This is a genomic window from Nocardia sp. NPDC003693 (assembly GCF_053981095.1).
On the sequence record NZ_JBSFNO010000021.1, the window covers coordinates 40184 to 65462 of the forward strand.

The following is a 25279-nucleotide window of genomic DNA, read 5'->3' on the forward strand; positions in this document are numbered from 1 at the left end:
GGGGGCTCCGAACGTCCGGGAATGGGTCTAACAAAGCAAGTGCTTGGTAGGTTACTCTACGGGGGTGAGCATGATCCAGACCCCCGAACCGGCCAGCGGGATCACGGTTGGCCGTGAATCGCGCGAGGACGCCGAATTCCGCACCGAGGTGCGGGAATGGCTGGCCGAGAACCTGAACGGACAGTTCCGTGAACTGCGCGGTCTGGGTGGTCCCGGGCGCGAGCACGAGGCCTTCGAGGAGCGTCTCGAATGGGACCGCGCCCTGGCCGCCGCCGGACTCACCTGCCTCGGCTGGCCCAAGGAGTGGGGTGGCCGCGACGCCACCCTCGCCCAGCAGGTCATCTTCCACGAGGAATACGCCAAGGCCGACGCGCCCAGCCGCGTGTCGCACCTCGGTGAGGAACTGCTCGGCCCGACCGTGCTGGCCTTCGGCACCGAAGAGCAGAAGAAGCGCTTCCTCCCCGGCATCCGCAACGTCACCGAGCTGTGGTGCCAGGGCTATTCCGAACCCGGCGCGGGCTCGGACCTGGCCGCGGTCAGCACCTCCGCGTACCTGGACGGCGACGAGTGGTCGATCACCGGGCAGAAGGTGTGGACCTCGCTCGCGCATCTGTCCGACTGGTGCTTCGTCGTCGCGCGCACGGAGAAGGGATCGAGCAGGCACAAGGGCCTGTCCTATCTCCTGGTGCCGATGAATCAGCCCGGCGTAGAGGTGCGCCCGATCATCCAGCTCACCGGGACCGCGGAATTCAACGAGGTCTACTTCGACAACGCCCGCACCGCCGCCGATCTCGTGGTCGGTAAGCCCGGTGACGGCTGGGCCGTCGCGATGGGCACGCTCACCTTCGAGCGCGGCATCTCCACCGTCGGCCAGCAGATCCGCTACGCCCGCGAACTCGCCGACCTCGAGGCCGTCGCCGCGAAGACCGGCGCGCTCGGCGACGCGGTGATCGCCGACCGGTTCGACCGGGCGTGGGTGGGCCTGCGCGTGCTGCGCGCCCACGTGCTGCGCACCCTCGAATCCGGGCACGACGGCGCCACCGTGGACGCCCGCACCGCCGCCGGTTCGGCGTCGGTCACCAAGCTGCTGTGGGCCAACTGGCACCGCGATCTGGGTGAGCTGGCCATGGACGTGCTCGGCGCGCCCGGCCTGATCGCCGACGCCGTCGACCACGACGGCAAGTCCGATCTCAATGCCTGGCAACGGCTTTTCCTCTTCACTCGCGCGGACACCATCTACGGCGGTTCGAACGAGGTTCAGCGCAACATCATCTCCGAGCGGGTGCTCGGACTTCCCCGAGAGGCTCGTCCGTGACTGATCTGTCCACCGCTCCCGAGATCACCCCGGGCCACAATCTGCTCGCCGGCAAGGTCGCGGTCGTGACCGCCGCCGCGGGCACCGGCATCGGCTCGGCCACCGCGCGCCGGCTGCTGTCCGAGGGCGCCGACGTCGTGGTCTCCGACTGGCACGAGCGCCGGCTGAAGGAGACCGCAGAGGCCCTCGCCGCCGAATTCCCGGACCGCCGAATCGCTTCCGTGCCCTGCGACGTGAGCTCGACCGAACAGGTCGATCAGCTGATCGAGGGTGCGGTCGCGGCGCTTGGCCGGATCGACATCATGGTCAACAACGCCGGGCTCGGCGGTGAGACCCCCGTCGTCGACATGACCGACGAGCAGTGGGACAAGGTCATCGACATCACGCTGAACGGCACCTTCCGGGCCACCCGCGCGGCGCTGAAGTACTTCCGCGAGGCGGGACACGGCGGCGTGATCGTCAACAACGCGAGCGTGCTGGGCTGGCGCGCGCAGCACGGGCAGGCGCACTACGCCGCCGCGAAGGCCGGCGTCATGGCGCTGACCCGCTGCTCGGCCGTGGAGGCCGCCGAATACGGCGTGCGGATCAATGCGGTCGCCCCGTCCATCGCCCGGCACGCCTTCCTGGACAAGGTCACCTCCGGAGATCTGCTCGATCGCCTGGCCGCCGGTGAGGCGTTCGGCCGCGCGGCCGAGCCGTGGGAGGTCGCCGCGACCATCGCCATGCTCGCCAGCGACTACACCACCTACCTGACCGGTGAGGTCGTCTCCATCTCGAGTCAGCGCGCCTGAGCAATTCCCGCGCGCGCGGCCCGGTATGTGCAAACATGCCGGGCCGCTGTGCATTTCGCGCCCGGGTCGCCGCACGAACCAGCCGCGGAAAAAATATTGTGGCGCTACCCCCTTACGGCTGTGTAATCCTGGTTTAGGCCGGTTCCGCATAGTCGAAGGGCACGACCCATGGGTCCGGAACGCCAACCAGAAGCACTGACCGAACGTGTACGCGAATTGGAACTCGAGCTCGTTCTCGAGGTAGTACTCGCGCGCCGAAGACTCGACAACATCGTCATGGCCGCGCTCGCACTGGGCGCGGAATTACTCGAGCACGAATCCGTCGGCGCGACCGCGACGCGCGCCGCGCAGATTCTCCGGCAACATGCCGTGGACGAAGGGGAAATCTCCCGCGATCCGCGGGCCGCGCTGCGCCGGGACGTGATTCGCGATCGGGAACGCGCCCGGCGTATCGAATCGACCCGGGAAACGCTGAACGGCATCTCCGAGGACGAACGGCGCCGCCGCAGGCGGACCGAGCTGCTGTGCGAGGTCCGGTCCGATCTGCTCGCGGTGGTCCGCGAGTGCCGGCGGCTGCGTTTCGATCACACGGCCTTCACCGACGGCATCGCGCGGGGCCTGTGCGCCGCCACGGACAAACTGGTCGCGGGCGCGGATATGGAGACCTATCGGGCCTGGCAGCGCGGAATGGTGCTCAAACTCAGCGAGGAGGAGGACGACGACGGGCACCCGCCGCGGGTGCTGGCCACGGTCGACGCCGGGCCGGGCCGCGAGCCGATCGTCGTCGAGTGGGACAGTCCCGAACGCCGCCTGGCCCTGGTCGCGCGCCTGGCCCGGGCCGGGGTTTCACCGGTGGTGATCTGCGATCGATTGCTGGCCGATCTGTCCGTTTCCTCGCCGCTGCGGTATTCGGTGCGCTGACCCCCCTCGACCAAGCAAATGCTTGGTTGTATATTGGGCTCGTGACCCCACCATCGGAGCCCTCGAAGTCTGCTCGCCGCAGCGAGCTGCTCAGCCTGGCCGCCAACCTCTTCGCCGAGCGAGGACTGCGCGCCACCACGGTTCGCGATATCGCCGATGCCGCGGGGATTCTATCCGGCAGTCTCTACCATCACTTCGATTCCAAGGAAGCCATGGTGGACGAGATCCTGCGCGGCTTCCTCGACGACCTGTTCGGGCGCTACCGCGAGATCGTGGCGTCCGGGCTGGGCGCGCGGGACACCCTCGAGGCCCTGGTGCTCGCGTCGTACGAGTCCTTCGATCAATGGCACGCCGCGGTCGCCATCTACCAGGCCGAAGCCAAACGCCTCAGTGGCGCAGCGCCATTCGGTTATATCGACGAGTACAACAAGGAATTCCGCGAACTCTGGCACCAGGTGCTCGCCAATGGCGTGGCCGACGGCAGTTTCCGCGCGGAAATGGATATCGAACTCGCATACCGCTTCCTGCGCGACACCGTGTGGGTTTCGGTGCGGTGGTATCAGCCGGGCGGGCGCATCACCGTCGACGCCCTGGCCAAGCAGTACCTCACCATCGTGCTCGACGGACTCACCAATCCAGAAGCCCGATAACAGCTTTCGATCCCATCGGATCTGCATCGGGCCCGCGCCCGACCGGTGAAAAATTACAGCCCGCAGTTAGCAGTAGGAGTTCACGATGTCTGCACCGTCCCGTCGCCAGTATTCGCCGATGCGGGAGGCGTATGTGATCGACGCCGTCCGCACGCCCGTCGGCAAGCGCGGCGGGTCGCTCGCCGCCGTGCACCCCGCGGACCTGGGCGCCGCCGCGCTGCGCGGGCTGATGGGCCGCAACAGCATCGACCCGGTGCACGTCGACGACGTGGTGTTCGGCTGCTGCGACACCATCGGGCCGCAGGCGGGCAACATCGCGCGCACCGCCTGGCTCGCCGCGGGCTACCCGGAATCGGTGCCCGGGGTGACCGTCGACCGGCAGTGCGGCTCCTCGCAGCAGGCCATCACCTTCGCGGCGCAGGCCATCATGTCCGGCACGTCGGAGGTCATCGTGGCCGGCGGCATCCAGAACATGAGCGCCATCCCGATCTCCTCGGCCATGCTCGCGGGCCAGCAGTACGGCTTCGAATCGCCCTTCGTCGGGGCGCAGGGCTGGGACCACCGCTACGGCACCGGTGAAGTGTCGCAGTTCAATTCGGCGCACATGATCGCCGAGAAGTGGGACATCTCCCGGGTGGACATGGAGGAGTGGGCGCTGCGCAGCAACGAGCGCGCCCGCAAGGCCATCGTCGACGGCCGCTTCGATCGCGAGATCGTCGGGGTCGGCGACTTCTTCATCGACGAATGCCCGCGCGAGACCACCATGGAGAAGATGGCCGGGCTCAAGCCGCTCGCCGAGGGCAGCCGGGTCACCGCCGCGCTCGCCAGCCAGATCTCCGACGGCTCGGCGGCCACGCTGCTGGCCTCGGACTGGGCGGTCCAGGAGTACGGGCTCACCCCGCGCGCCCGCATCCACCACGTGAGCGCGCGCGGCGCCGACCCGATCTACATGCTCACCGCGCCGATCCCGGCCACCAAGTGGGCGCTGGAGAAGACCGGGCTGACCATCGACGACATGGACGTCATCGAGATCAACGAGGCGTTCGCCTCGGTCGTGCTGGCCTGGATCAAGGAGACCGGCGCGGACCCGAACAAGGTCAACGTCAACGGCGGGGCCATCGCGCTGGGCCACCCGCTCGGCGCGACCGGAGCCAAGCTGTTCGCCTCGCTGCTCAACGAGCTCGAGCGGGTGAACGGGCGCTACGGCCTGCTCACCATCTGCGAGGGCGGCGGCACCGCCAACGTCACGATCATCGAGCGCCTGGGCTGACCCGAGCGGCTCGTTCGAGCCGAATTCGATTGGGGCGCAGCGATTACGCCGCGCCCGACGAGGCCGCATCCCGCCCGCCGGGATGCGGCCTCGCGCATTTCCGGGCACGATCCGGCGTTCGGGCGGAGAATCGGGGGTAGTCGAAGAAACGGACGCACCCGGCACCCGCCGGCCCGGCGAATCTGTGTGAGCTATGAGCGCTGACCTGCCACGACGCGGGTTCCTCCTGGGGACCCTCGGGATTCTCGGAGCCGGTTTCACGGCCGGGGCGGGCGCGGATCCGGTACCGCTGCCCCCGGCGCCGCTACCGCTGCCGCCGCTGCCCGCACTGCCGGTGACGCCGTTCAACTACCATTCGCCCGCGCTCGAACCGTTCGCGGACGAGCTGCCGATCCCCGAAACGCGGCCCGCCGCCGGGCAACTGAGCGCGAGCGCCGGGTCGCACAGCTACCACCGGGATCTACCGGCGGCGCGCAGCTGGGGATTCGATCGGCCGGTGCTGGGGCCGACGCTGGAAGCCCGGCGAGATCGCGAGTCGCGCATCGGTTTTCGCAACGACCTCGGGGAGCACGTACTCGCGCAGCACGTCGACCTCACCATGCACGGCACGACCGAACTGGACCGCACCGACCCGCGGTTCACCATCCACCTGCACGGCGGGCCCAATACTCCTGCGGCGGACGGGCATCCGCTCATCGGCTGGCGGAACGGCGGTGCGCCCACCTTCGTGTACGGCAATCGGCAGGAGGCCGCGGGGCTCTGGTACCACGACCACGTCATGGGCATCACGCGGTTGAACATCCAGGCCGGGCTGGCCGGGATGTATTACGTGCGAGACGAATTCGACACCGGTGCGGCGGACAACCCGCTGGGGCTGCCCAGCGGCGAGTTCGAGATACCGCTCATCGTGCAGGATCGCACGTTCAACGCCGACGGCACCGTGCAGCCGATGGTCGGGGTCTATATTCCGCAGGGCTACAACCAATCCGGGCAGCTCGGGGACACCGCGTGCGTGAACGGGAAGGTCTGGCCGCGACTGACGGTGCGCCGCACGCTGTACCGGTTCCGGGTGCTGAACGGCTCGAACTCGCGGCCGTACATCCTCGGGTTCGAGGGCGGGCTGCCGTTCTGGGTGATCGGTGGCGACCTGGGGCTGCTGGACGCGCCGGTGCCCACCGTGGCCGTCCGGGTCAGCCCGGGGGAGCGGGTGGATCTGCTCGTCGATTTCGGGGCGCTGCCGGACGGGACGGTCGCGGATCTGATCAACACGGCCCTCAACGACTTCGGCAATACCGTATTCATGGTGCCCGAGGTGCGCCGGATCATGCGGTTCATCGTTTCCGGGCCCGGGCCGCCCACGCGGGTGCCGGCCCGGCTGCGCGGCGGGGACGGGCTGCCCGAGCCGCTCCCGCCGCTCGAACCGGCCGAACGGGTTCGCACCATGACCTTGATCGGGCTCAACGACGACGCGCGGTCCGCGGCGGTGTTCCCGACCATGATGGCGCTGAACAATCTGCCGTTCCTGACCGCCGATGTCGACGTGGCGCGCGCGGGCACGGTCGAGCAGTGGGATATCGTGAACGCCACGCCCTTCGATCACCCCGTGCACCTGCATCTGGCGCGTATCCGGGTGCTGTCGCGGCAGCCGATTCTCACCCAGGCGTACTGGCTGCGTAATCCGCCGCCGGCCTTCGGTACCCGGTGGCAGCCCGTGGCCGACCCGTACGCGTTCGGGCCGCCGCAGGCGCCGCCGCCGTGGGAGACGGGGTGGAAGGACACCGTGGAGTGCCCGACCGACACGATCACGCGAATCATGGTGCACTGGCCCTCGATTGCCGAGCTGGGCTTCGATCCGGATGCGGTGGTGCCGATTCCGGCTGGGGCGGAAGCGATTTCACCGACCGGTGCGCACGGGGCGGGACACGCCGTCGGGCACGGGGAGATTCGGGGGTACGTCTGGCACTGCCACAACCTCGATCACGCGGATCACGACATGATGCAGCAGATCCGGATCACCGGCTGAGGGTGTGGGGTGGCGGCCCGAGCACGCGTGGATTCGGAGCAGCCGGACTTTGGCGGATCGAAGTCTTCGCGCTTCCGGAGCTGCCGGGCTGCGGGCGGATCGAAGTCTCCGCGGTTTCGGAGCTGCTGGCCTGCGGGTGGACGGAAGTCTCTGCGATTGGGGAGCTGCCGGACGTCTGGCGGATCGAAGTCTCCGCGCTTCCGGAGCGGCCGGAGTGCGGGTGGATCGATATTTCCGGGTCTCCAGAGCCGGGGTTGTCGCCCGGGCGAAGGTAGTTCCAGCTACCGCAGGGTGGCGTCGTGGGTGATCTGCTGTGAGTTCGCGAGGGCGGTGCTCAGCGCGAAACCAGGCGCGAGGCACCGGGTGGGGCGCCGCGCTTCGGTAGTCACCCCGGCCGATTCGGCTGTGCGCGGCAACGGCGGGAGCGCGACCGCGTCGGCCGGGGCGGGTGTATCCGTTTCGCCGGTTGTTCGGCGTGCGCGGTGGGGGAGTGGCTATCGGGCAGCTAGTTAGCCGTGCTCGGGGCTGTGGCACGCGGATCCGCGGAGCCGGATTCGCGGCGGCGCAGCCACGGTCGCGACAACCGCGGTAGCCAGGGCGCGATCGCGCCGAGGCCGAGCACGGTGAGCCAGGGCAGGCGCCACCACCACGGCAGCTCCTCGCCCCGGGCCGGGTGCGGCCCGGAGGTGACGGTCCGGGCGGTGGCGGACCAGACCACGAAGGCGTCGCCGATGGGGACCAGACCGAACGCGTAGCGCTTGCTGCCCGGCAGGGTCAGCGGCAGTCCAAGCAGTTCACCCGAGGAACCCAGTGCGGTGGCCAGTGCTTCGTCGCCGTTGACGCGGGCCGCGCCCAGCGCCACCACCGTCGAGGACAGGCTCACCCCGGCGATCAGCGGGCCGGAATCGACGTCGCCGCTGCCCGAGACTCCGTGCGGGTACTCGCGCAGCGCCGGGCCGAAGCCACCCGGGAAGGTGAGGAAGGCGTCGCGGTAGCGCGGGTACTGCTCGGCCGCCGTGGCGGCGTCGATCTCGGGCAGGAAGCGCTGGATCACCGCCTGCGAGGTGGCCCGCGCGCCCTGCACCGGCGTGCCGTCGGCCGCGGACACCCGGTGCGGCAGCAGGCCGGTCGCGGGGTCGAGCCGGTCGCGCGCGGCACCGAGCCACCGCGCCACCTCGGTGCCGAACCGGGGCGCGAACAGGGTGTCGTGCAGGCGCAGCGCCGCGACCGCGACCGTGGAGTCGACCGGCCACGCCTGCCCCGGATAGGCCTGCAGAAACGGAGTCGCCGAGGCCGCGAACGCCTCCGCGATCTCCGCGGTCCCCGTCACGAACCGCTCGACCTCCGCCGCGTCCCCCGTGCCGCCGAGCGCGAGGATTCCCCCGCGCAACCAGTTCGTCCAGCCCGCCCAGAAGATCCCGTACGCGGGCCGCAGCGCGGGACTGAAAACCTCTCGCCCCCGCTCCGATTCGACCCGTCCCAGCGCCCACCGCGCCTCCCGCAGCGCCTCGTCACGAACCCCCGGGTCGGCCAGCCCCACCTGCACCCAGGCCAGCCCGTACAGCGCGTTCGAGAAGTAGTACCCCTCCGGAAACTGCCCCTGCGCGGCGACGTCCGCGCCCCCCTCGATCGCCCCCCGCACGAAAGCCAGCTGCCGCCAAGCACTCCCCGGCTGCTCGTCCACCCCCGCCTGCGGCCAAAGAAACCGCCCCGCCCCCACGAGAAACAGCATCGTGAAGACAACCCCCACACCCCGCAGTCCCCACCGCCGTATCCCCACGCGCTCCCCCATCTCCACCCCTCCCGTGTCCCGCCCATAATGCCCGACCCGCTCCGCCGGCCGCCGCGGTGATGCCGCCCCTGTCCACACGTGCGGCGCGGTGTCCCCGCATCCGATGCGCGAGGAAGACGACCGCGCCCGCGCTACTTGCTGTTTCACGCCTGCGCCGTGGTGATGCTCGGGAAGGACGCGTGCGGCGCGGTCGATTCGTCGCCGCCCACCGGGGCGGTGTGCTGTCCGGCAAGCCGATGGTGTGTCGGCGCTCGCGGCCCGAATGCCCCTGGGCAGGGCAGCGAGTGGCTGGCCCCGAGACCGATATGGCTGCCATCGCGCCTGCTTCTCCGGGCGAGCAGCGGAGGATCGGCGGGCTTCCGGCAGCTCTGCCCGGTTCCTGGTCGCGGAGTTCCGTGGATGACCCGGTGACAGGACACGAAACCGTCCTGTCCGAATGCGAATTCGGCGGCGGTCGCGTGGTCGATCCGGTGTGGCGGTGCGACATGGCATTCGGCGCGATGTTGGGAGGGGTGTTCGGGCGTTTCGGGTGGGTTGGGGGTGCGAGGTTGGTGAGGGTGGGGCCGAGACGGTTTGTGTGGGGGAGGCTTTGGAGGGGAGAAGTGTTGGGGCGAGAGGGGGTCGGGTGGGGGACCTGGGGCGGTTCGAGGAGATCGGGCGGAAGGCGCGGCGGGTGCAGGACGCATTGGAGGAGGTGCGGGGGCGGGCCGTGGTGGCGGGGGTGCGAATCGAGGTGGGGGTCGACGGGCGGATCTTGCGGTTGGAGATGGGGGATTCGGGGGTGGCGGAGGCTGTTTCGGGCGCGCACTCTCGGGCGCATACGCGAGCGCGGGAATTGGCGGCGGGGGTGCGGGCGGAGTTGGCGGACGACCCGGGGGTGGTGGCTGCGTTCCGGCGGTTGTTCGAGGGCGGCGGTAGGAGGGGAGAGGGGCATTTGCTCGGAGGGGAGGCGGACGGTGGAAGAGGAGCGGGGCAGTTGTTCGGGAGGGCGGCCGGCGGTGGAGCGGGGGCTGGACGGCGGGTCCGGGGGGAGGGCGACGGCGGCAAAGGGGCGGGGGCGGAGACGTATTCGGGGGTGGGACGGGATGGGGGTGTGGAGTGGGACTGTGCGGATGATGTGAACCCGCATGCGCTGCCGCGAGAGTTGCTGCGGAGGTACGGACTCGACTGACGGGGGGGTTTCGTGGTTCGGGGGACCGGGTGCGGGTCGGCACCGGGTGCACGTGGTGCACCCGGGCGGGCGGGGCGGGGGTGTGTGGATGGCGGGAACCGGGCGTTTGCCCGCCGTACGATTGGCCGGAATTCGGTTGCCGGTCTGGTGAGAAAGCGGGCGGTCTATGAATCTTGGTGTCCGCTGGACGGTGCACGGGGACGGGCGGACGCCCGCGCCCGGGGCGGTGGTCCGGCCCGACGAGAGGTTGTCCTGGCCACGCACTTTCGGGCTCGGGGCACAGCACGTGGTGGCCATGTTCGGCGCGAGCTTCGTCGCGCCGGTGCTGATGGGGCTGGACCCCAACCTCGCCATCATGATGTCGGGCGTCGCGACCGCCATATTCCTGCTGGCCACCAAGGGACAGGTGCCCAGCTACCTGGGGTGCTCGCTCTCTTTCGTCGGTGTGGCCGCGGTGATCCGGGCGCAGGGCGGCAGCAGCGCGACCGTCACCGGCGCCTGCCTGGTGGTCGGCGCGGCGCTGCTGCTGGTGGGTCTGGCGGTGCGCAGGTTCGGCGCGCGCATCATTCACATCGCCATGCCGCCGGTGGTCACCGGCGCGGTGGTCATGCTCATCGGCTTCAACCTCGCGCCGGTCACGGCCTCGGTGTACTGGCCGCAGGATCAGTGGACGGCGCTGCTGGTCATGCTGTTCACCGGGCTCGCGGTGGTGGCACTGCGCGGATTCTTCTCGCGCATAGCCATTTTCCTGGGCCTGATCTTCGGCTACGGCCTGTCCTGGCTGCTGGACCGCGTCTTCGGCCGCATCCATTCCGCCGACGGCAGCGGCAAGGTCGTCGACCACTGGCGCCTGGATCTGTCCGCGGTGGCGCACGCGGACTGGATCGGGCTGCCCGACTTCCACGCGCCCGCCTTCGAATGGTCGGCGATCCTGGTTGCCCTGCCCGTGGTGATCGCGCTGGTGGCCGAGAACGCGGGCCACGTCAAGGCCGTCGGCGAGATGACCGGCGACTCGCTCGACGGCAAACTCGGCACCGCCATCGCCGCCGACGGCGCGGCCTCCATGCTGTCCACGGCCGTGGGCGGCCCGCCCAACACCACGTACTCCGAGAACATCGGCGTCATGGCCGCGACCCGGGTGTACTCCACCGCCGCCTACTGGGCCGCCGCCGGTTTCGCGCTGCTGTTCGGCCTGTGCCCGAAATTCGGCGCGGTGGTCGCGGCCATTCCCGGCGGTGTGCTGGGCGGTATCACCGTGATCCTGTACGGCATGATCGGCCTGCTCGGCGCGCAGATCTGGACCAATGCCCGTGTGGACCTGCGCAATCCACTCAATCTGGTGCCCGCCGCGGCCGGCCTGATCATCGGCATCGGCAACGTGAGCATCGAGTTCACCGACAATTTCACCCTCGGCGGCATCGCCCTGGGCACCCTCGTCGTGATCACCGGCTACCACGTCCTGCGCTGGCTGGCGCCCGCGCACCTCACCGCAGCGGAACCGCTACTCGATGAGGGCACCTCGTCCTACGACGACGGGGACGACGACTCGACCGGACCCGATCGGATCGAGCCCCGGCGCGACTAGCCGATGTGCGCGGGGCCGTGCGCCTGCTCGCAGTGCGAGGCGGCGGCGCGGCCCAGCCCGATCACCCCGGGCTGCGCGTGGTCGACCTGCAGGGTGGCGTGATCGATGTGGTACTCGTGCGCCAGGAAATGCGCCAGATCCTCGCGGGCGGCGTGGCAATCCTGCCCGGGCTCGACCAGCACGTGGGCCGACAGCGCCGGGGAGCCCGAGGTGATCTCCCAGATGTGCAGATCGTGCACTTCCACCACGTGCTCGCGCGCGGCCATGGCCGCGCCGATGGCCGCGGGGTCCAGATTCTCCGGTGCCGCCTCGAGGAAGATGCGGCTCGACGCGCGGACCAGGCCGACGCCGGCCTTCACCATGAGCACCACCACGATCATGGTGGCGATGACGTCGGCCTGCACGAACCCGGTGAGCATGATGATCGCGCCCGCGACCGCCGTGGCGATGAAGCCGTACAGATCGTTGAGAATGTGCTGGAACGCGCCCTCGACGTTCAGGCTGGTGCGGTTGGCGCGGCTGATCATGAGCGTCGCGATCAGATTCACCACGACGCCGATGAGCGCGGTCACCAGCACCAGACCGCCGGTGACCTCGGGCGGATTCAGCAGCCGCTCGACGGCCTCGAGGGTCAGCCAGGCCGCCAGCACCAGCAGCGTCGCGCCGTTGGCCATGGCGGACAGGATCTCCACGCGCTTCCAGCCGAAGGTCATGCGGCCCGCCGCTGGACGCGCGGCCAGGCGAATCGCCCACAGCGCCAGGGCGATAGCGGCCGCGTCGGTGAGCATGTGCGCGGCGTCGGACAGCAGCGCCAGCGAACCGGAGATGATGCCGACCGCGACCTCGCCGATCATGAAGACGACGATGAGCGCCAGTGCTCCCGCCAGCAGACGTTTGTCGCTGTCGGCCGTGGCCCCGTGCGAATGCCCGTGATCGTGGCCGTGCGTGTGCCCTGCACCCATGTCGATCTCCTCTCCTGCGACCGCAGGCGATCATATGCACGCATAACTATGTGTGCAAGATCGTCGATCGTCGCCGCAGCGTGCGACCGGGTTTCCGGGTTCGGCGCGCGGTTCGTGGCGGGGGTACCCGGCGGGTGCGCCGCCTATCCGGCGGCGGGCTCGGCGAGTTCGGCGGTGGTGTGCGGGAGCGGCAGCACGAACCAGGACTGCTCGATCGCGTAGGACGGGTGGGCGGCGGAGTCCGGGTCCGAGGCCAGGCCCTCGACCCGGGTCCAGTCGTCACCGCCGCACGCGATGAGTTCGGTGTAGCGGAAGTGCAGGTGCCCGTGGAAGAGCAGGCCCGGGCGCAGGGTGTCGACGACCTCCTGGATGCGGTCCTGATTGGGGAAGCACTCGGGCTTGTCCTTGCGATTGAACCTGGGGTTCGTGGCGCGCGGCTTGTCATGGGTGAGCACGATGTCCACCGGCGAGGCGTCGGCCGAGAGCAGTTCGGCCAGTTCGTCGTCGGTCATCTCCTCCTCCGGGAACCACAGCGTGCCCGCGGACGGCCGCACCCGCGTGGAGCCGTACCGGCGATGGCGCAGATCCTGCTCCCGCTTGCGCGCCTCCCGCGCCAGCCGCCACCCCTTGTCGGTGGACCGCGCACCCCCGAAGGCCGCGAAAGTAGTGCCCTCCCACACCCACCGGTGCCCCCGCGGCGCGTACCGCACGTTCTTGCGGCACAGCAGGAATCCCTCGTCGTCCCGATGGTCGTCGTACATCTCGTGCAGCAGCGAGCTCTTGTCGTGATTGCCGTCCAGGAAGTACACGACGACCCCGGCCTTACGCGCCGCCTTGTTGACGACGTCGAAATACCGCTTCCCCGAAGGCATGTGCTCCCAGGCCCCGAAGTCCCCCACCACGAACACCTTCGAGCACTCGTTACGCACCGCGGCCTGCACGACGTGCAGCGCGTGCCCGGTGTTCCCGTGCAGGTCACCGACAACCAAGACGTTCCCCATGGCCCACATGGTGGCAGCCCCGCCCGACATCGGCATCACCAATTTCGGACCGGTTCGACGGCAGACGCCCGGCAGTCAGGGGGAATTCGATCGCGAAGGCGACAACTGATTTCGCGGAGAGGCGGCCCGAGCCGCCCCGGGCGAGAGGTTCCGGGGCGGCCGGGCGCGAACGGCGGCGAGGCCGTGCGCCGAAAGGATCCGAGGTCGGTCGGATCCTTGGGGGCGCGGCCGATTGTGTCGGGCCGCGCTGATCGGGGACCGCCGTGGACGAATCCACGGCGGTGGGGGAGGGATGTTCTAGGCGGTCGCCTCGTCGGTCACGCGGTAGGTGGCGAGGCTGTCGATGCGGGCGATCGCGTCGGCGACGATGCGATCGACCAGTTCCTGCACGGTCGGCAGATCCTCGATGATTCCGGCGACCTGGCCCGACGCCAGGACGCCCGCCTGGGTATTGCCTTCCACCAGGCCGGCCTTCAGGAGCATCGGGGTGTTGGCGGCCATGATCACCTGGGACCAGGTGAGGTCCTTGTGCTTGCGCATGGCCAGACCGTCCTTGACGATGGTCGACCACTTCATGCCGGTCATGCCCTTGAACTTCAGCGCATTCGACGCCGCGGCGGCGAATCCGCGCGCGCTGCCCGAGTTTTCGAGCTTCTGCACCAGTTCGGTGTTGAGCACGCGATGCGGCATGCCGTCGACCTTCTTGGAGACGACCGTGTCCTGCAGGCCGCGGGCCAGGTACTCGCGCTTGACGGCCTCGGGCACACTGCTCTCCTGGGTGAGCAGGAAGCGGGTGCCCATGGCGACGCCGGCCGCCCCGTACGAGAGCGCGGCGGCCAGGCCGCGACCGTCGAAGAAGCCGCCACCCGCGACGACCGGGATGTCCACCGCGTCCAGGACCGAGGGCAGCAGCAGCGTGGTCGCGACGGAACCGGTGTGCCCGCCGCCCTCGCCACCCTGCACGATGACCGCGTCGGCGCCCCAGGAGGCGACCTTCACCGCGTGCTTGGCCGCTCCGATCGACGGAACCACCACCACGCCGTTGTCCTTGAGCCGCGCGATGAGTTCCTTCTTGGGGGCCAGCGCGAAGGAGGCGACCTTCACGCCCTCCCGGATCATCAGCTCGCAGCGCTCGGTGGCGTCGAAGCCATCGGCGCGAATGTTCACGCCGAAGGGCTTGTCCGTCTGCGACTTGGTCTTGGCGATGGCCACTTCGAGTTCTTCGAAGGTCATGGTCGCCGAGGCCAGGATGCCGAGACCGCCCGCGTTCGCGGTGGCCGAGACCAGGGCCGGACCCGCGACCCAGCCCATGCCGGTCTGCACGATCGGATGCTCGATGCCGACCAGTTCGGTCAGCGGCGTCCGCAGCCGCCCGGTCACGCCGTCACTTCCTTCTCACGGAAACCCTTGGGGTCGAGCACGGTACGGATGATCCGCAGCTCTTCCTCGGTGGGCAGCCGGGTCTCGCCCGCCTCGGCCAGGCCGGCGACCTCGAACGAGGTGTTCTCGGCGACCTCGTCCGCGCTCACGCCCGGGTGCAGCGACAGCGCGCGCAGGGTGTGGTCGGGGCCGTTGAAGTCGAAGACGCCCAGGTTCGAGACCACCCGGTGCAGGTGGTGGAACCGGTAGGCCGGGTTCTCGGGATCGATCTTGTCGTAACCGATTCCGGAGACGATGTCGACCTGATCCACGAACACACGCCTGTTGTGCTTGGGCACGAAGTAGCTGGTCGCGTGGTTGATGGTGTTGCCGGGCGCGCCGCGCACACCGAACATCTGCCGGGTCGGCTGCTGCAGCGGGCCGAACGCCGAGAGGTTCTGGTTGCCGAAGCGGTCGATCTGGTTGGCGCCCATCACCACATGGCGGCGACCGGACTGCACCACGTCGAAGACCTTGGAGAACGGGAACCAGCCCTCCAGCGGAGCCTGGCCGCCGATCGGCGGGACCTCGGCGAACAGCCGCGCCTCACCGTCGGAGAGCACCAGGTCGGGCTCGAAGGTGAGCCGCGCCAGCCGCGCGCCGATGGTGGTGACGGTGGACATCGGGGAGGCCACGATCTCGCCCGCGCCGCGGAAGATCTCGGCGGACGCGACGACGCAGACCTCGGCCCGAGTAGCGGTGGTGGTGTCGGTCATTACTTCTGCTCCTCGGCGAAAGCCTTGACGGCATCCTGGTATTCGGCCTCGGACACGTCCAGGTAGCGGGCCTTGAACTCGGCCCACGACTCGGGGGTCTTGGCGGCCTCGACATAGTGGCGCTGGAACTTCTCGTCGCGCCCGTAGCTGCCGGAGAAGGTGAAGTGCGCGCCGCCGGGGGCCTCGACCACACCGTCGACCATCAGCCGGTTGAGGATGAGCGACTGCAGCGGAACGGCTTTCACCAGTTCGTCGGTCTCGACCAGCCGATCCACCGACAGGTAGCGCTTCTCGGCGGCCAGCGCGTACAGGTCGTCCATGTACGGGTCGATGCCGGTGTAGGCGGCATTGCCGTGCTTGTCACCCAGGTCCAGGTGCAGGAACGCGGCATCGAGATTCAGCGCGGGCATGGCGATGAGGGTCTCGGTCTTGCCGTCGGTCTGGTAGGGCGACTGAACGGTTTTCAGCTCGCCCTCCCAGAAATCGACCACGGACGAACCCAGTCCGGCCCGGATCGGCAGGAACGGCAGGCGGGCGCCTGCGGCCTGCAGACCGCACTTGACCATGCCCTCGTCCATCTCGCGCACGGTGATCTCACCGGCGGTGCGCGCCTTGGCGAACCACGGGTCGTAGAACGGCGCGGAGTCCAGGGACACGAAGCCGTAGTACGCCTTCTTGACCTTGCCCGCCGAGCACAGCAGACCCAGATCCGGGCCGCCGTAGGTGACGACGGTCAGATCCTTGATGTCCGACTTGAGAATTGCCCGCACCAGCGCCATCGGCTTGCGGCGCGAACCCCAGCCGCCGAGTCCGATGGTCATTCCGCTGCGCAGTTCGCCGACGATCTCGTCGAGCGTCATCCGCTTGTCGCGCATGGCTTCTACTTCCCCTTCTTCTGGGCCGCGATGTCGTCGTCGAACCGGGCGCGGATCTCGTCCGCCACGCCGGCGAGGTTGAGCTCCATGGTGAAGCCCTGCTCGAACCGGTAGGAGCGGTGCACGTCCTGCACGTCGATGCCGTTGAGCGCCTTCTTGGCGGCGCGGATGACGCGGCCGTCCTTGTTGGCGATGTTCTTGGCCACCTCCATGGCGGCGGCGTCGAGTTCGGCGCGCGGCACGACCTTGAAGACCGAGCCGTAGTGGTGCAGCTGCTGCGCGGTGAGGGTGCCCGCGGTGTAGAACATGGTCCGCATGAGGTGCTGGGGGACCAGTCGCGAGAGGTGGGTGGCCGCACCGAGCGCGCCGCGGTCGACCTCGGGGAGGCCGAAGGTCGCGTCGTCGGAGGCGACGATGACATCGGAGTTGCCGACCAGGCCGATGCCGCCGCCGAGGCAGAAGCCGTTCACGGCGGTGACGACCGGGACCTCGCAGTCGTAGATGGCGGCGAAGGCGGCGAAGCAGCCGTGGTTCGCGCGGATCAGGGCGGTGTGCCCGGTGTCCGCGTTCATCTCCTTGATATCGACGCCCGCGTTGAACCCGCGGCCCTCGGCGCGCAGCACGACGACCCGGGTCTCGGGGTTGCGCCCGGCCTCGCGGACGGCGTCGGCGAGCGCGAACCAGCCGTCGGAGGGCAGGGCGTTGACCGGCGCGTAGTCAACGGTGACTACTTCCACGCCCTCGGTTTCGGTGTGACGGATGATCCCCATCGCGCTCCCTTTGGAAAGTGCCAGCCCATCGTTGGCAAAACAAGCAAGTGCTTGGTAGGTTAGCACGGTGGCAATCGAAGTGAACCTCTCCGGATCGGTCGTCTTGGTCACCGGCGGCGTCCGGGGAGTCGGGGCCGGTATCAGCCGGGTATTCCTGGACGCCGGCGCGACCGTCGTGGCCTGCGCGCGCAGGCCCGCCGACGTGCCCGTGGAAAGCAACGGGCGGGCGATCGAGTTCCTGCCGTGCGATGTGCGCGACCCGGATTCGGTGCGCGCGCTGATCGACGCCATCGTCGATCGGCACGGGCGGCTCGACACCGTGGTCAACAACGCCGGCGGTGCGCCGTTCGCCCTGGCCGCCGACGCCAGCCCGAACTTCCACTCCAAGATCATTCAGCTGAATCTGCTCGCGCCCCTGCTGGTTTCGCAGGTCGCGAACGACGTCATGCAGCGCCAGGACACCGGCGGGTCGATCGTGATGATCTCCAGCGTGAGCGGGCATCGCCCCTCGCCCGGCACCGCGGCCTACGGCGCCGCCAAAGCCGGTGTGGACAGCCTGGTTTCCTCGCTCGCCGTGGAATGGGCGCCCAGGGTTCGGATGAACTCGGTGGTGTGCGGGCTGGTCAACACCGAGTCCTCGCACCTGCACTACGGCGACGAGGACGGCATCGCAGCGGTCAGCGGGACCGTGCCCATGCAGCGCATGGCGAGCCCGGAGGACATCGGCCGCACCGCCGCCTTCCTGGCCTCCCCCCTGGCCGGATACGTCACCGGTTCGTCGCTGCTCGTGCACGGCGGCGGCGAGAAGCCCGCGTTCCTCGGCGCCTCCACCGCGGACGTTCCCGCGGTGACGGGCAACTAGACCGGCACAATTCCCACTCCACTCATCAGCGAGGTATTTCGAATGACCGAGAAGATCTGCGACGGCCGCGTCGTCATCGTCACCGGTGCGGGCCAGGGCATCGGCCGGGCGCACGCGCTGGCTTTCGCCGCCGAGGGCGCGAAGGTCGTGGTGAACGATCTGGGCGCCGAGCTCGACGGCACCCCGAAGCCGGACTCCGGTGCCGCCAAGGTCGTCGAGGAGATCCGCGCCGCCGGCGGCGAAGCCGTCGTGAACGGCGACGACGTCTCGGACTGGGAGGGCGCGCGCCGCCTGGTCGCGACCGCCGTCGACACCTTCGGCCGGCTGGACGTGCTGGTCAACAACGCGGGCATCGTGCGCGACCGGATGCTGGTCAACCTCGGCGAGGACGAGTGGGACGCGGTCATCAAGGTGCACCTCAAGGGCCACTTCGCGCCGATGCGGCACGCCGCCGATTACTGGCGCAACGAATCCAAGGCCGGCCGGCAGCCCGAGGCCCGGATCATCAACACCAGCTCCGGCGCGGGCCTGCTCGGCTCGATCGGCCAGGGCAACTACTCCGCCGCCAAGGCGGGCATCGCGGGCCTGACCATCACCGCCGCAGCCGAATTCGCGCGCTACGGCATCACCGTGAACGCCATCGCCCCGGCCGCGCGCACCCGCATGACCGAGACCGTGTTCGCCGAGACCATGGCGGCCCCGGAGGACGGCAGCTTCGACGCCATGGCCCCGGAAAACGTGTCCCCCCTGGTGGTCTGGCTCGGCAGCGCCGATTCGGCGGGCGTCACCGGCCGCATGTTCGAGGTCGAGGCCGGCAAGGTCACCGTTATGGACGGGCACCGCCACAGCGAGTCCGTCGACCGCGGCGCCCGCTGGAACCCGGCCGAGCTCGGCCCCGCCGTGCGCGACCTGCTCGCCAAGGCCCCGACCCCCGAGCCCGTATACGGCGCCTAGGGCCCCGGTTCCCTCGCCCCCCGGATATTTTGGGTTGTCGGCGGGCGGCGGGAAGCTTGTTGTCGCAACTTGATCGCCGGTACTCGTATGAGTGCCGGCGATTTCTCGTTTCGCGGGGGGCTTGGGCGGTGTCGGAAGAGTGTTACCCGTCACGTTCGTGTGCCTAGTTGGGCATTCGACCATGTTGGGGAATGTGGCTCGGATCACCTAATCGGGGGAGTGGTCGCGGGCCGGGTGTTTGCTGTCGTGTTAGTCGTGAATGTCCGTGTTGGGGGCGGATTTCGCGGGGAATCGCGGGGCCGGTGGGGCGGGAGGGGAGCGGGGTGTCTGGCGGGAAAGGCCAATTGCGCTGGGCCGCTTGGCCATATTCGGTACGGCGGGGGACGTTCGGGCGTACGGTTTGGGGGGCTCCCTAATGCGATGAAGACTTGTGCGGGGTGGCGTGGTCGCCGTTAGGATGGCCGCGTTCCGCAAAGGTTCGGCAATCGGGGCTGCCGGACGTCTTGTGAATCGCTCCACGAAGCTGGAGCAAGCCGACTGCGCAGTACCAGATGAGGGGATGGCTGTCGCATGATCTTTGGTCGTGCAATGCGCTTGGTGGCAGTGACCACAGCTGTCGCCGGGTCCGCGCTGCTCGGGCCGGTGACCGCCGCGGGCCAGCCGGGCATCGACCTCGAGCCCGCGCCCGGCGAGGGCGCCGGGGCCGGCGCGGCCCAGCCGCGAGACGGCGCGACCGTCGATTCGGTGAACGCCGTGCCCGTGAATCCCGTTGCCGGGCCGCAGGATCTGCTCGCCGTCATCCTGGGCATCGGCCCCGGGTCAGCCGCCGTGGGTTCGGCGGGCGCCGGTTCCGCTGGAGCCGGCTCGGCCGGTGTCGGTTCGGCGGGGACCGGCAGCGTACTGGGCACCGGTTCCGCCGCCGTGGGTTCGGCCGGCGCGGTGACCGGCTCGGCCGCCCTGGGCGCGGGCGCCACGGTACTGGGCACCGGCTCGGCCGCGCTCGGAACAGGTTCGGCCGCAATCGGTTCCGCGGGCGCGGGCACCGGCTCCGCCCTGGGCTCGGCGGGCGTCGGCTCCGCCCTGGCGCTCGGCACAGGCTCGGCGGCCGTGGGTTCGGCCGGTCTCGGCACCGGATCCGCGCTGCTGGGGGTACTGCTCGGCGTCGGCTCGGCCGGAACCGGCTCTGCCGCACTGGGTTCGGCGGCGGTCGGTTCGGCGGGCCTCGGCGCGCTGTGCACCGGGTCCGCCGCGGTGGGCTCGGCGGCCGTGGGTTCGGCCGGGCTCGGTTCGGTCGTCGGCGGCAGCGCCGCCGCGGGTTCGGCCGGCGTCGGTTCCGCCGCCACCGGCTCGGTCGGCGTGAGTTCCGCGGGTGTCGGTTCCGCGGCGGCCGGTTCGGCCGGCGCGGGTTCGACGGGTGCGGGCAGCGCCGGGGCCGGTTCTGCCGCAGCGGGTTCCGCCGCGGCGGGTTCGGCGGGCGTCGGCTCGGCGGGCGTCGGTTCCGCCGCGGTCTGTGCCTCACCGCTGCTCCTGCTGCTGATACCGCTGCCGAGTCCGGAGGCGGTCGACCCGCCGGTCCCCCTGGAGATCCCCGCCCCGCCGGTCGTGCAACCACCCGCCGTCGCTCCCGCCGTGGCGCCCGCGCCCCCGGCGCCGGAACCCGCGCCCGCCCCGCCGCCACCGCCGCCCGCCCCGGCACCGGTTCTGGCGCAACCGAATCCGGACTTCGTTCCGACCTCGAGCAACAGCCCGTTGCCGCCGGTCAAGGTGCTTTCGGTGATCGGCGGCCTGATCGCGATGGCGCTGCTCGGCACCGGCTCGGGCGCGGTGAGTTTCCAGAGCGCCGCCGCGGCGCAGGGGCGCATCGACGCCGCCCGGGCCGCGTTCTTCGGACCGAGGGTGTGAGGCGAGCACGATGACAGAGAGCAAGGCCCATAGCATCGGGTCCTACCGCCGGGTGGCCGCCGCCGTGGACGCGGTGTGCGCCGTGGCCGCCGACTTCGACGCCACCACCCTGGACGAGGTGGTGCTCGCCATCTCCGCCGAGCGCCGCCGCCCCATCGAGATCGCCAGTGCCCAACTGGGTCCGGGCGTCTGCGGCCAGCGCCGCAGCTATCCGGAGAAGGACGTGATCGTGCTGGCCTCGGCGCTGCCGAGCCGTGATCACACCCTCGCCCACGAGCTGGGGCACATCGTGTTCGACCATCCGGGCGAGGCCGCGTCCGAGGTGGTGCTCGAGGCCAGCGATGACCTCATCGCGTACATGCTCAGCCAGCGCGCGCATCAGCAGGCGGTCGACCTCGGCGAGGACGAGCAGTGCGAATGGGAGGCCGAGACCTTCGCGAGCATGCTCATGACCCGACTGCGCGTATTCAACAGCCGGGGCGCAGGCGTCTCGGTCCTTCGATTCGACGAGGCACTCGGATGACCAGGTCGCCCGCGGGCGCGAACCCCCGTAACCACGAAGGCCCCCTTGGTCGTTCGCGGGAAGAGGGCACGGCATGACTTTTTGGCTGCTTGCCATGCTGGTCTGGATGGCCGCGGGCGGCCGGGTGGGCCGGGTGCTGGTGAAACCGGCGACCACCGCCCGGGTGGCGATCGTGATCGCGGTCGCGGCGGTCGCCGCGGCGGCCACCGTCGCGGTGCCGGAAATCGGTGTGGCGGTGGATCATCTGCTGCCGGACGGGGTGCGCGGGGTCTGGCTGTCCGATCGGCTGGTCACCGCCTCCTGGATTTTGTTCGGCAATGCCACCTCGGTGGTCGCCGCGGCCGCGTGGCCGGTGGTCTCGCGCCGGAATCTGCGCCAGATCGCCTGGGTCATCTACGCCGGCGGCGTGCTCGCGATGACGCTGACCCTGCTGTGGTCGGTGACCTTCGGCTGGGTGATCGTCGCGCTGGAATGCCTGTTCATCGTGATCACCGGTGTGCGCAACCTGGATTGGACCGCCCTGGGCCGGGGTATCGCGCTGTACACCTCGGGCACCGCGGTGGTCGGCGTGCTCGCCCTGCTCTCGGTCCGCCGCGAGATTCAAGGGCAGTCGCCGGCGGCGGCGGGTCAGGGCGACTGGTACTGGCCGATGTGGCAGGTCGCGAGTCTGCTCATCGCGGTGGGCGCGGTCTGGATCGTCATCGAACTCTGGGCGCGAGCGCGCTTGCTGCTGAAGCAGATTCGCACGCTGCACCGGGTGCTCGTCGCGCGCTTCCCGGAGGTGGTCGCCAAGGAACAGACGGGTTCGGCGACCCAGCTGAAGGCCTCGGATCAGATCGCCCAGATCATGGACGCGCTCTACCTGCAGTCCGGCGGCGGAATCGAGTTCGCGGCGGCGGGCACGCCGCCGGACGCGGTGGCCGAACGCGCGGCGAAGGTCGCGGAGTGGGCGCGCAATCCCTTCGGTGATGTCCTGGTCGACGGCCGCTGGATCGCGCCGCCGCCGGGTGTGGGCCCGCGCGGCTGGGTGCAGGCCATCGCCCGCGCGTACGACGCGAGCGCGGACGCGACGGCCGGTGCGACCGCACGTCGCTGAGAGCCGGGATCGGTCACCCAGGGGGTGACCGATTACCTCACCGATTCGATCGCTTCCAATTGAAACTCCACCGAACGGAAGATCATCTCGCGGGGCGGCGCGCGCAGATCACCGTACGATCTCGGCGGGCAGGGATGCTCAACGGTATCCGTGCCGTCCGGTCGGTATATAAATCCGGGTGATTTCAAACGAATCGGCACCGGTAGTTGAACACCGGTGCCGATAAGAAGCGCCCAATTGGTAGTACCGCGGTAACGCAGCACTGAGGCGCGATTGTCGCAGTTCGTGCAATGCGGACGAAACGCTCATGGCACGAACAACGACATAGTGCACAAAGCAGTCGGATCAATCATCCCGAGTGACTCGGGACGGGTAATGCCAGGTTTGTGCATAATGCACGGGCGCAGAGGTCTACGCCACACGGCCTCAGCACCCTGAGGCCGGTGCAACACCCTTCGGCCGAACCACATGACTCCGCGGGAGCACGGCGCCGCCCTGCAAGCAACGCCGTGCGCCCACACCTGTCTGGTCGAGCATGGTGCAGTCCTGCGACAACCCAACGCGGTGCGGCCTCCGAGCCAGCCCCACCGTGTTGCCTTGAAGCAGGGCCTATTCCGTGCCGTCCGGAGGAATTTCGGGCAAACCTTCACTTGCCCGCAACTTCTCCGCCATCGAGGTGAGGAGGTTCTGAGATTCTTCGGAGAGGTCGAACGCCCTACTCGACAGTCGACGGAGTCCGTAGCCCTGCAGCTGGGACAGCAGCTCGAGATCATGATCGATCTTGGCCGCGTAGATGTCGTTGAAGAAGTAGTCCGGTTTTACCTTGAAGAACTTCGCCAGCGCCGCGACCGTCTCGTCTGACGGGTTTGTGCGCTGTCCCGACCGCAACTGCGAGAGATACGGTTTCGAGATCGGATGGCCGGAGGCCGTGAGTGCAGCCGCCACCTCTGCGTTGGTGTGCGGCTTGCGCCCCGGGGGATGCACGGTTTCGAACAGCTTGTTCAGCCGCGCCGCGAAATCAGCCATTGTGAGCCGCCCAATTCCCTTCGCTGTACTAACAGTCGTTATCTCGGATACGTATCATTGATATTAGCGGCTCAGTAACTGAAAACCTACGCCTGATCCACGATTTCCTTGAAGCTTCTAGACGGTGATCCGGTGAAGCCGTCGTGGCTTGGGTGTTTGCGGGCCAGCGCCACCGTTCTTGCGGAGGGCTTAAGAGTCCCGGTTCTGGCCCGTCGCGGAGGTCTTCCCCGACGGGCCGTCGGTAACCCTAAGATAGCTGACGTCTCATCTTCTTGTCTGTATCGCAGATTGTGTGGCGTACGCCACGTTTCACGACAAGTGGGATGAACGTTCAACCTAGGCCGAAAATGATTGAAGCGACTACAACCTCTCGATGATCGTGCCGGTCGCGAGCGCGCCGCCACAGCACATGAGGATCATGGCGAACTGCTTGTCGCTGCGCTCGAGCTCGTGCAAAGCCGTTGTGATGAGCCGGGATCCGGTGCTGCCCACCGGATGCCCGAGCGCGATGGCGCCGCCGTTGACGTTGACGCGGTCGAAGTCGGGCTTGTGCACCGACGCCCACGAGAGCGCCACGGCCGCGAAAGCCTCGTTGATCTCGAACAAGTCGATGTCCGACATGCTCATGCCCGAACGCTCGAGCAGGCGCTCGCACGCCTGGACCGGTCCGTCCAAATGGAATTCAGGTTCGCTGCCGACCAGGCACTGCGACACGATGCGGGCGCGGGCACGCAAACCCGCACGCTCAGCGGCCTTTTCGTCCATCATCAGCACCGCGGCGGCGCCGTCGGAGATCTGCGAGGAGGTGCCGGCGGTGTGGATTCCGCCCTCCAGCACCGGCTTCAGCTTCGTCAGGCTCTCCAGGCTGGTCTCGCGCAGGCCCTGATCGCGCGTGACATCGAGGAATTCGCCGGTGAGGTTGCCCTCCTTGTCGATCTGCGGCGCGTTCGCGATGGTCAGCACCTCGCGATCGAAGCGGCCCTCGGCCCACGCCTGCGCGGCCAGCTTCTGCGAGCGCACGCCGAGCGCGTCGATGTCGTCACGAGTGATGCCGCGCCGCTTGGCAATCCGCTCCGCGGCCTCGAACTGGTTGGGCATGTCGATGTCCCAGGTGGCGGGCCGGCGCGGGCCCGCGTGCGTTCCGACGTTGGCGCCCAACGGAACATGGCTCATGGACTCGATGCCGCACGCCAGGCCGACCTCGATGGCGCCGGTGGAGATGAGACCGGCGACCAGGCCCGCGGCCTGCTGTGCGGAGCCGCACTGGTTGTCGATGGTCACCGCGCCGGTCTGCCACGGCAATCCGGCGTGCAGCCACGCGGTGCGGGTGACATTGTTGGACTGTTCGCCGACCTGCATGACGCAGCCGCCGACGACCTGCTCGACCGCGAGCGGATCCAGCTGGGCCCGCTCGAGGACGCCCTTCTGGGCCGCGCCCAGGATCTCCGCGGCGTGCAGGCCGCCGAGCCAGCCGTTGCGCTTGCCGATCGGCGTACGCGCGGCCTCGACGATGACAGGTGTACCCACGGTGTCTTCCTTCCGGTCAGAACTGAAACAAGTTCTTTATGTGTAACGTAAGCCGGTTCGAGGCTCCTTCCCTAGTCTTACCGCTTGTGCTTCAATAACGGTAGAACGTGTTTCAGTTAGTCAAAGGA

Annotated in this window: 21 protein-coding genes; 12 read left to right on the top strand and 9 right to left on the bottom strand. The window is 69.2% G+C overall.

Annotated elements, in window-relative coordinates:
• Positions 1-70: 70 nt before the first annotated feature.
• The 6 genes from ACWDOP_RS22730 (at position 71) to ACWDOP_RS22755 (ending at position 6970) form a co-directional block, all read left to right on the top strand.
• Positions 71-1315 carry an acyl-CoA dehydrogenase family protein gene (locus ACWDOP_RS22730; protein ID WP_454208195.1) on the top strand — a complete coding sequence of 415 codons (1245 nt, stop codon included), beginning with the start codon at positions 71-73 and terminating at the stop codon, positions 1313-1315.
• Complete coding sequence (locus ACWDOP_RS22735; RefSeq protein ID WP_456346676.1) at positions 1312-2106, top strand: SDR family oxidoreductase; 795 nt, start codon at positions 1312-1314, stop codon at positions 2104-2106. Before ACWDOP_RS22730 ends, ACWDOP_RS22735 begins: the two co-directional genes overlap by 4 nt.
• A 168-nt stretch (positions 2107-2274) precedes the next feature.
• Positions 2275-3027 (top strand): hypothetical protein, encoded by a 753-nt coding sequence (locus tag ACWDOP_RS22740; RefSeq protein WP_456346677.1) that lies wholly within the window; start codon positions 2275-2277, stop codon positions 3025-3027.
• Positions 3028-3068: 41 nt separating this feature from the next.
• Complete coding sequence (locus ACWDOP_RS22745; RefSeq protein WP_454208153.1) at positions 3069-3677, top strand: TetR/AcrR family transcriptional regulator; 609 nt, start codon at positions 3069-3071, stop codon at positions 3675-3677.
• Between the two features lie 118 nt (positions 3678-3795).
• Complete coding sequence (locus ACWDOP_RS22750; protein ID WP_454208196.1) at positions 3796-4947, top strand: acetyl-CoA C-acetyltransferase; 1152 nt, start codon at positions 3796-3798, stop codon at positions 4945-4947.
• A 193-nt stretch (positions 4948-5140) separates the two neighbouring features.
• The gene (locus ACWDOP_RS22755; RefSeq protein WP_456346678.1) at positions 5141-6970 is read left to right on the top strand and encodes a multicopper oxidase family protein; all 1830 of its coding nucleotides are present in this window, start codon (positions 5141-5143) and stop codon (positions 6968-6970) included.
• A 505-nt stretch (positions 6971-7475) separates the two neighbouring features.
• Here ACWDOP_RS22755 and ACWDOP_RS22760 read toward each other — a convergent pair.
• On the bottom strand, positions 7476-8702 hold the full coding sequence (locus ACWDOP_RS22760; protein ID WP_456346679.1) for a hypothetical protein: 1227 nt from the start codon (positions 8700-8702) through the stop codon (positions 7476-7478).
• 1397 nt (positions 8703-10099) lie between these two features.
• Here ACWDOP_RS22760 and ACWDOP_RS22765 point away from each other — a divergent pair.
• Entirely contained in the window at positions 10100-11518 is a 1419-nt protein-coding gene (locus tag ACWDOP_RS22765) for a uracil-xanthine permease family protein (RefSeq protein ID WP_456346680.1), read from the top strand.
• On the opposite strand, the gene ACWDOP_RS22770 is transcribed toward ACWDOP_RS22765, so the two are convergent.
• From ACWDOP_RS22770 to ACWDOP_RS22795, 6 genes are all read right to left on the bottom strand, one after another.
• Positions 11515-12480: a cation diffusion facilitator family transporter gene (locus ACWDOP_RS22770; RefSeq protein ID WP_456346681.1), complete on the bottom strand. Its 966-nt coding sequence runs from the start codon at positions 12478-12480 to the stop codon at positions 11515-11517. The genes ACWDOP_RS22765 and ACWDOP_RS22770 overlap by 4 nt on opposite strands.
• A 143-nt stretch (positions 12481-12623) precedes the next feature.
• Positions 12624-13481: a metallophosphoesterase family protein gene (locus ACWDOP_RS22775; protein WP_456346682.1), complete on the bottom strand. Its 858-nt coding sequence runs from the start codon at positions 13479-13481 to the stop codon at positions 12624-12626.
• A 297-nt stretch (positions 13482-13778) separates the two neighbouring features.
• Complete coding sequence (locus ACWDOP_RS22780) at positions 13779-14861, bottom strand: NAD(P)H-dependent flavin oxidoreductase (protein WP_454208159.1); 1083 nt, start codon at positions 14859-14861, stop codon at positions 13779-13781.
• The gene (locus ACWDOP_RS22785; RefSeq protein ID WP_456346683.1) at positions 14858-15616 is read right to left on the bottom strand and encodes a CoA-transferase subunit beta; all 759 of its coding nucleotides are present in this window, start codon (positions 15614-15616) and stop codon (positions 14858-14860) included. Before ACWDOP_RS22785 ends, ACWDOP_RS22780 begins: the two co-directional genes overlap by 4 nt.
• Positions 15616-16491 carry a CoA transferase subunit A gene (locus tag ACWDOP_RS22790; RefSeq protein ID WP_456346684.1) on the bottom strand — a complete coding sequence of 292 codons (876 nt, stop codon included), beginning with the start codon at positions 16489-16491 and terminating at the stop codon, positions 15616-15618. Before ACWDOP_RS22790 ends, ACWDOP_RS22785 begins: the two co-directional genes overlap by 1 nt.
• Before the next feature lie 5 nt (positions 16492-16496).
• A complete protein-coding gene (locus ACWDOP_RS22795; RefSeq protein WP_354989506.1) occupies positions 16497-17261 on the bottom strand; it encodes an enoyl-CoA hydratase family protein in 765 nt (254 codons plus the stop codon).
• 67 nt (positions 17262-17328) lie between these two features.
• Between ACWDOP_RS22795 and ACWDOP_RS22800 the strand changes: the two genes are divergently transcribed.
• The 5 genes from ACWDOP_RS22800 (at position 17329) to ACWDOP_RS22820 (ending at position 22598) form a co-directional block, all read left to right on the top strand.
• Positions 17329-18123: an SDR family oxidoreductase gene (locus ACWDOP_RS22800; protein ID WP_456346685.1), complete on the top strand. Its 795-nt coding sequence runs from the start codon at positions 17329-17331 to the stop codon at positions 18121-18123.
• A gap of 42 nt (positions 18124-18165) precedes the next feature.
• Complete coding sequence (locus ACWDOP_RS22805) at positions 18166-19077, top strand: SDR family oxidoreductase (RefSeq protein ID WP_456346686.1); 912 nt, start codon at positions 18166-18168, stop codon at positions 19075-19077.
• 597 nt (positions 19078-19674) lie between these two features.
• Positions 19675-20979, top strand: coding sequence for a hypothetical protein (locus tag ACWDOP_RS22810; RefSeq protein WP_456346687.1), 1305 nt, complete (start codon positions 19675-19677; stop codon positions 20977-20979).
• A gap of 10 nt (positions 20980-20989) precedes the next feature.
• The gene (locus tag ACWDOP_RS22815) at positions 20990-21502 is read left to right on the top strand and encodes an ImmA/IrrE family metallo-endopeptidase (RefSeq protein WP_454208164.1); all 513 of its coding nucleotides are present in this window, start codon (positions 20990-20992) and stop codon (positions 21500-21502) included.
• Positions 21503-21575: 73 nt separating this feature from the next.
• Positions 21576-22598, top strand: a complete 1023-nt coding sequence (locus ACWDOP_RS22820; RefSeq protein ID WP_456346688.1) for a hypothetical protein — start codon at positions 21576-21578, stop codon at positions 22596-22598.
• 609 nt (positions 22599-23207) lie between these two features.
• On the opposite strand, the gene ACWDOP_RS22825 is transcribed toward ACWDOP_RS22820, so the two are convergent.
• Both ACWDOP_RS22825 and ACWDOP_RS22830 read right to left on the bottom strand, forming a co-directional pair.
• On the bottom strand, positions 23208-23624 hold the full coding sequence (locus tag ACWDOP_RS22825) for a helix-turn-helix domain-containing protein (protein WP_011207048.1): 417 nt from the start codon (positions 23622-23624) through the stop codon (positions 23208-23210).
• Between the two features lie 360 nt (positions 23625-23984).
• Positions 23985-25151 carry a steroid 3-ketoacyl-CoA thiolase gene (locus ACWDOP_RS22830; protein WP_456346689.1) on the bottom strand — a complete coding sequence of 389 codons (1167 nt, stop codon included), beginning with the start codon at positions 25149-25151 and terminating at the stop codon, positions 23985-23987.
• Between the last annotated feature and the right edge of the window lie 128 nt (positions 25152-25279).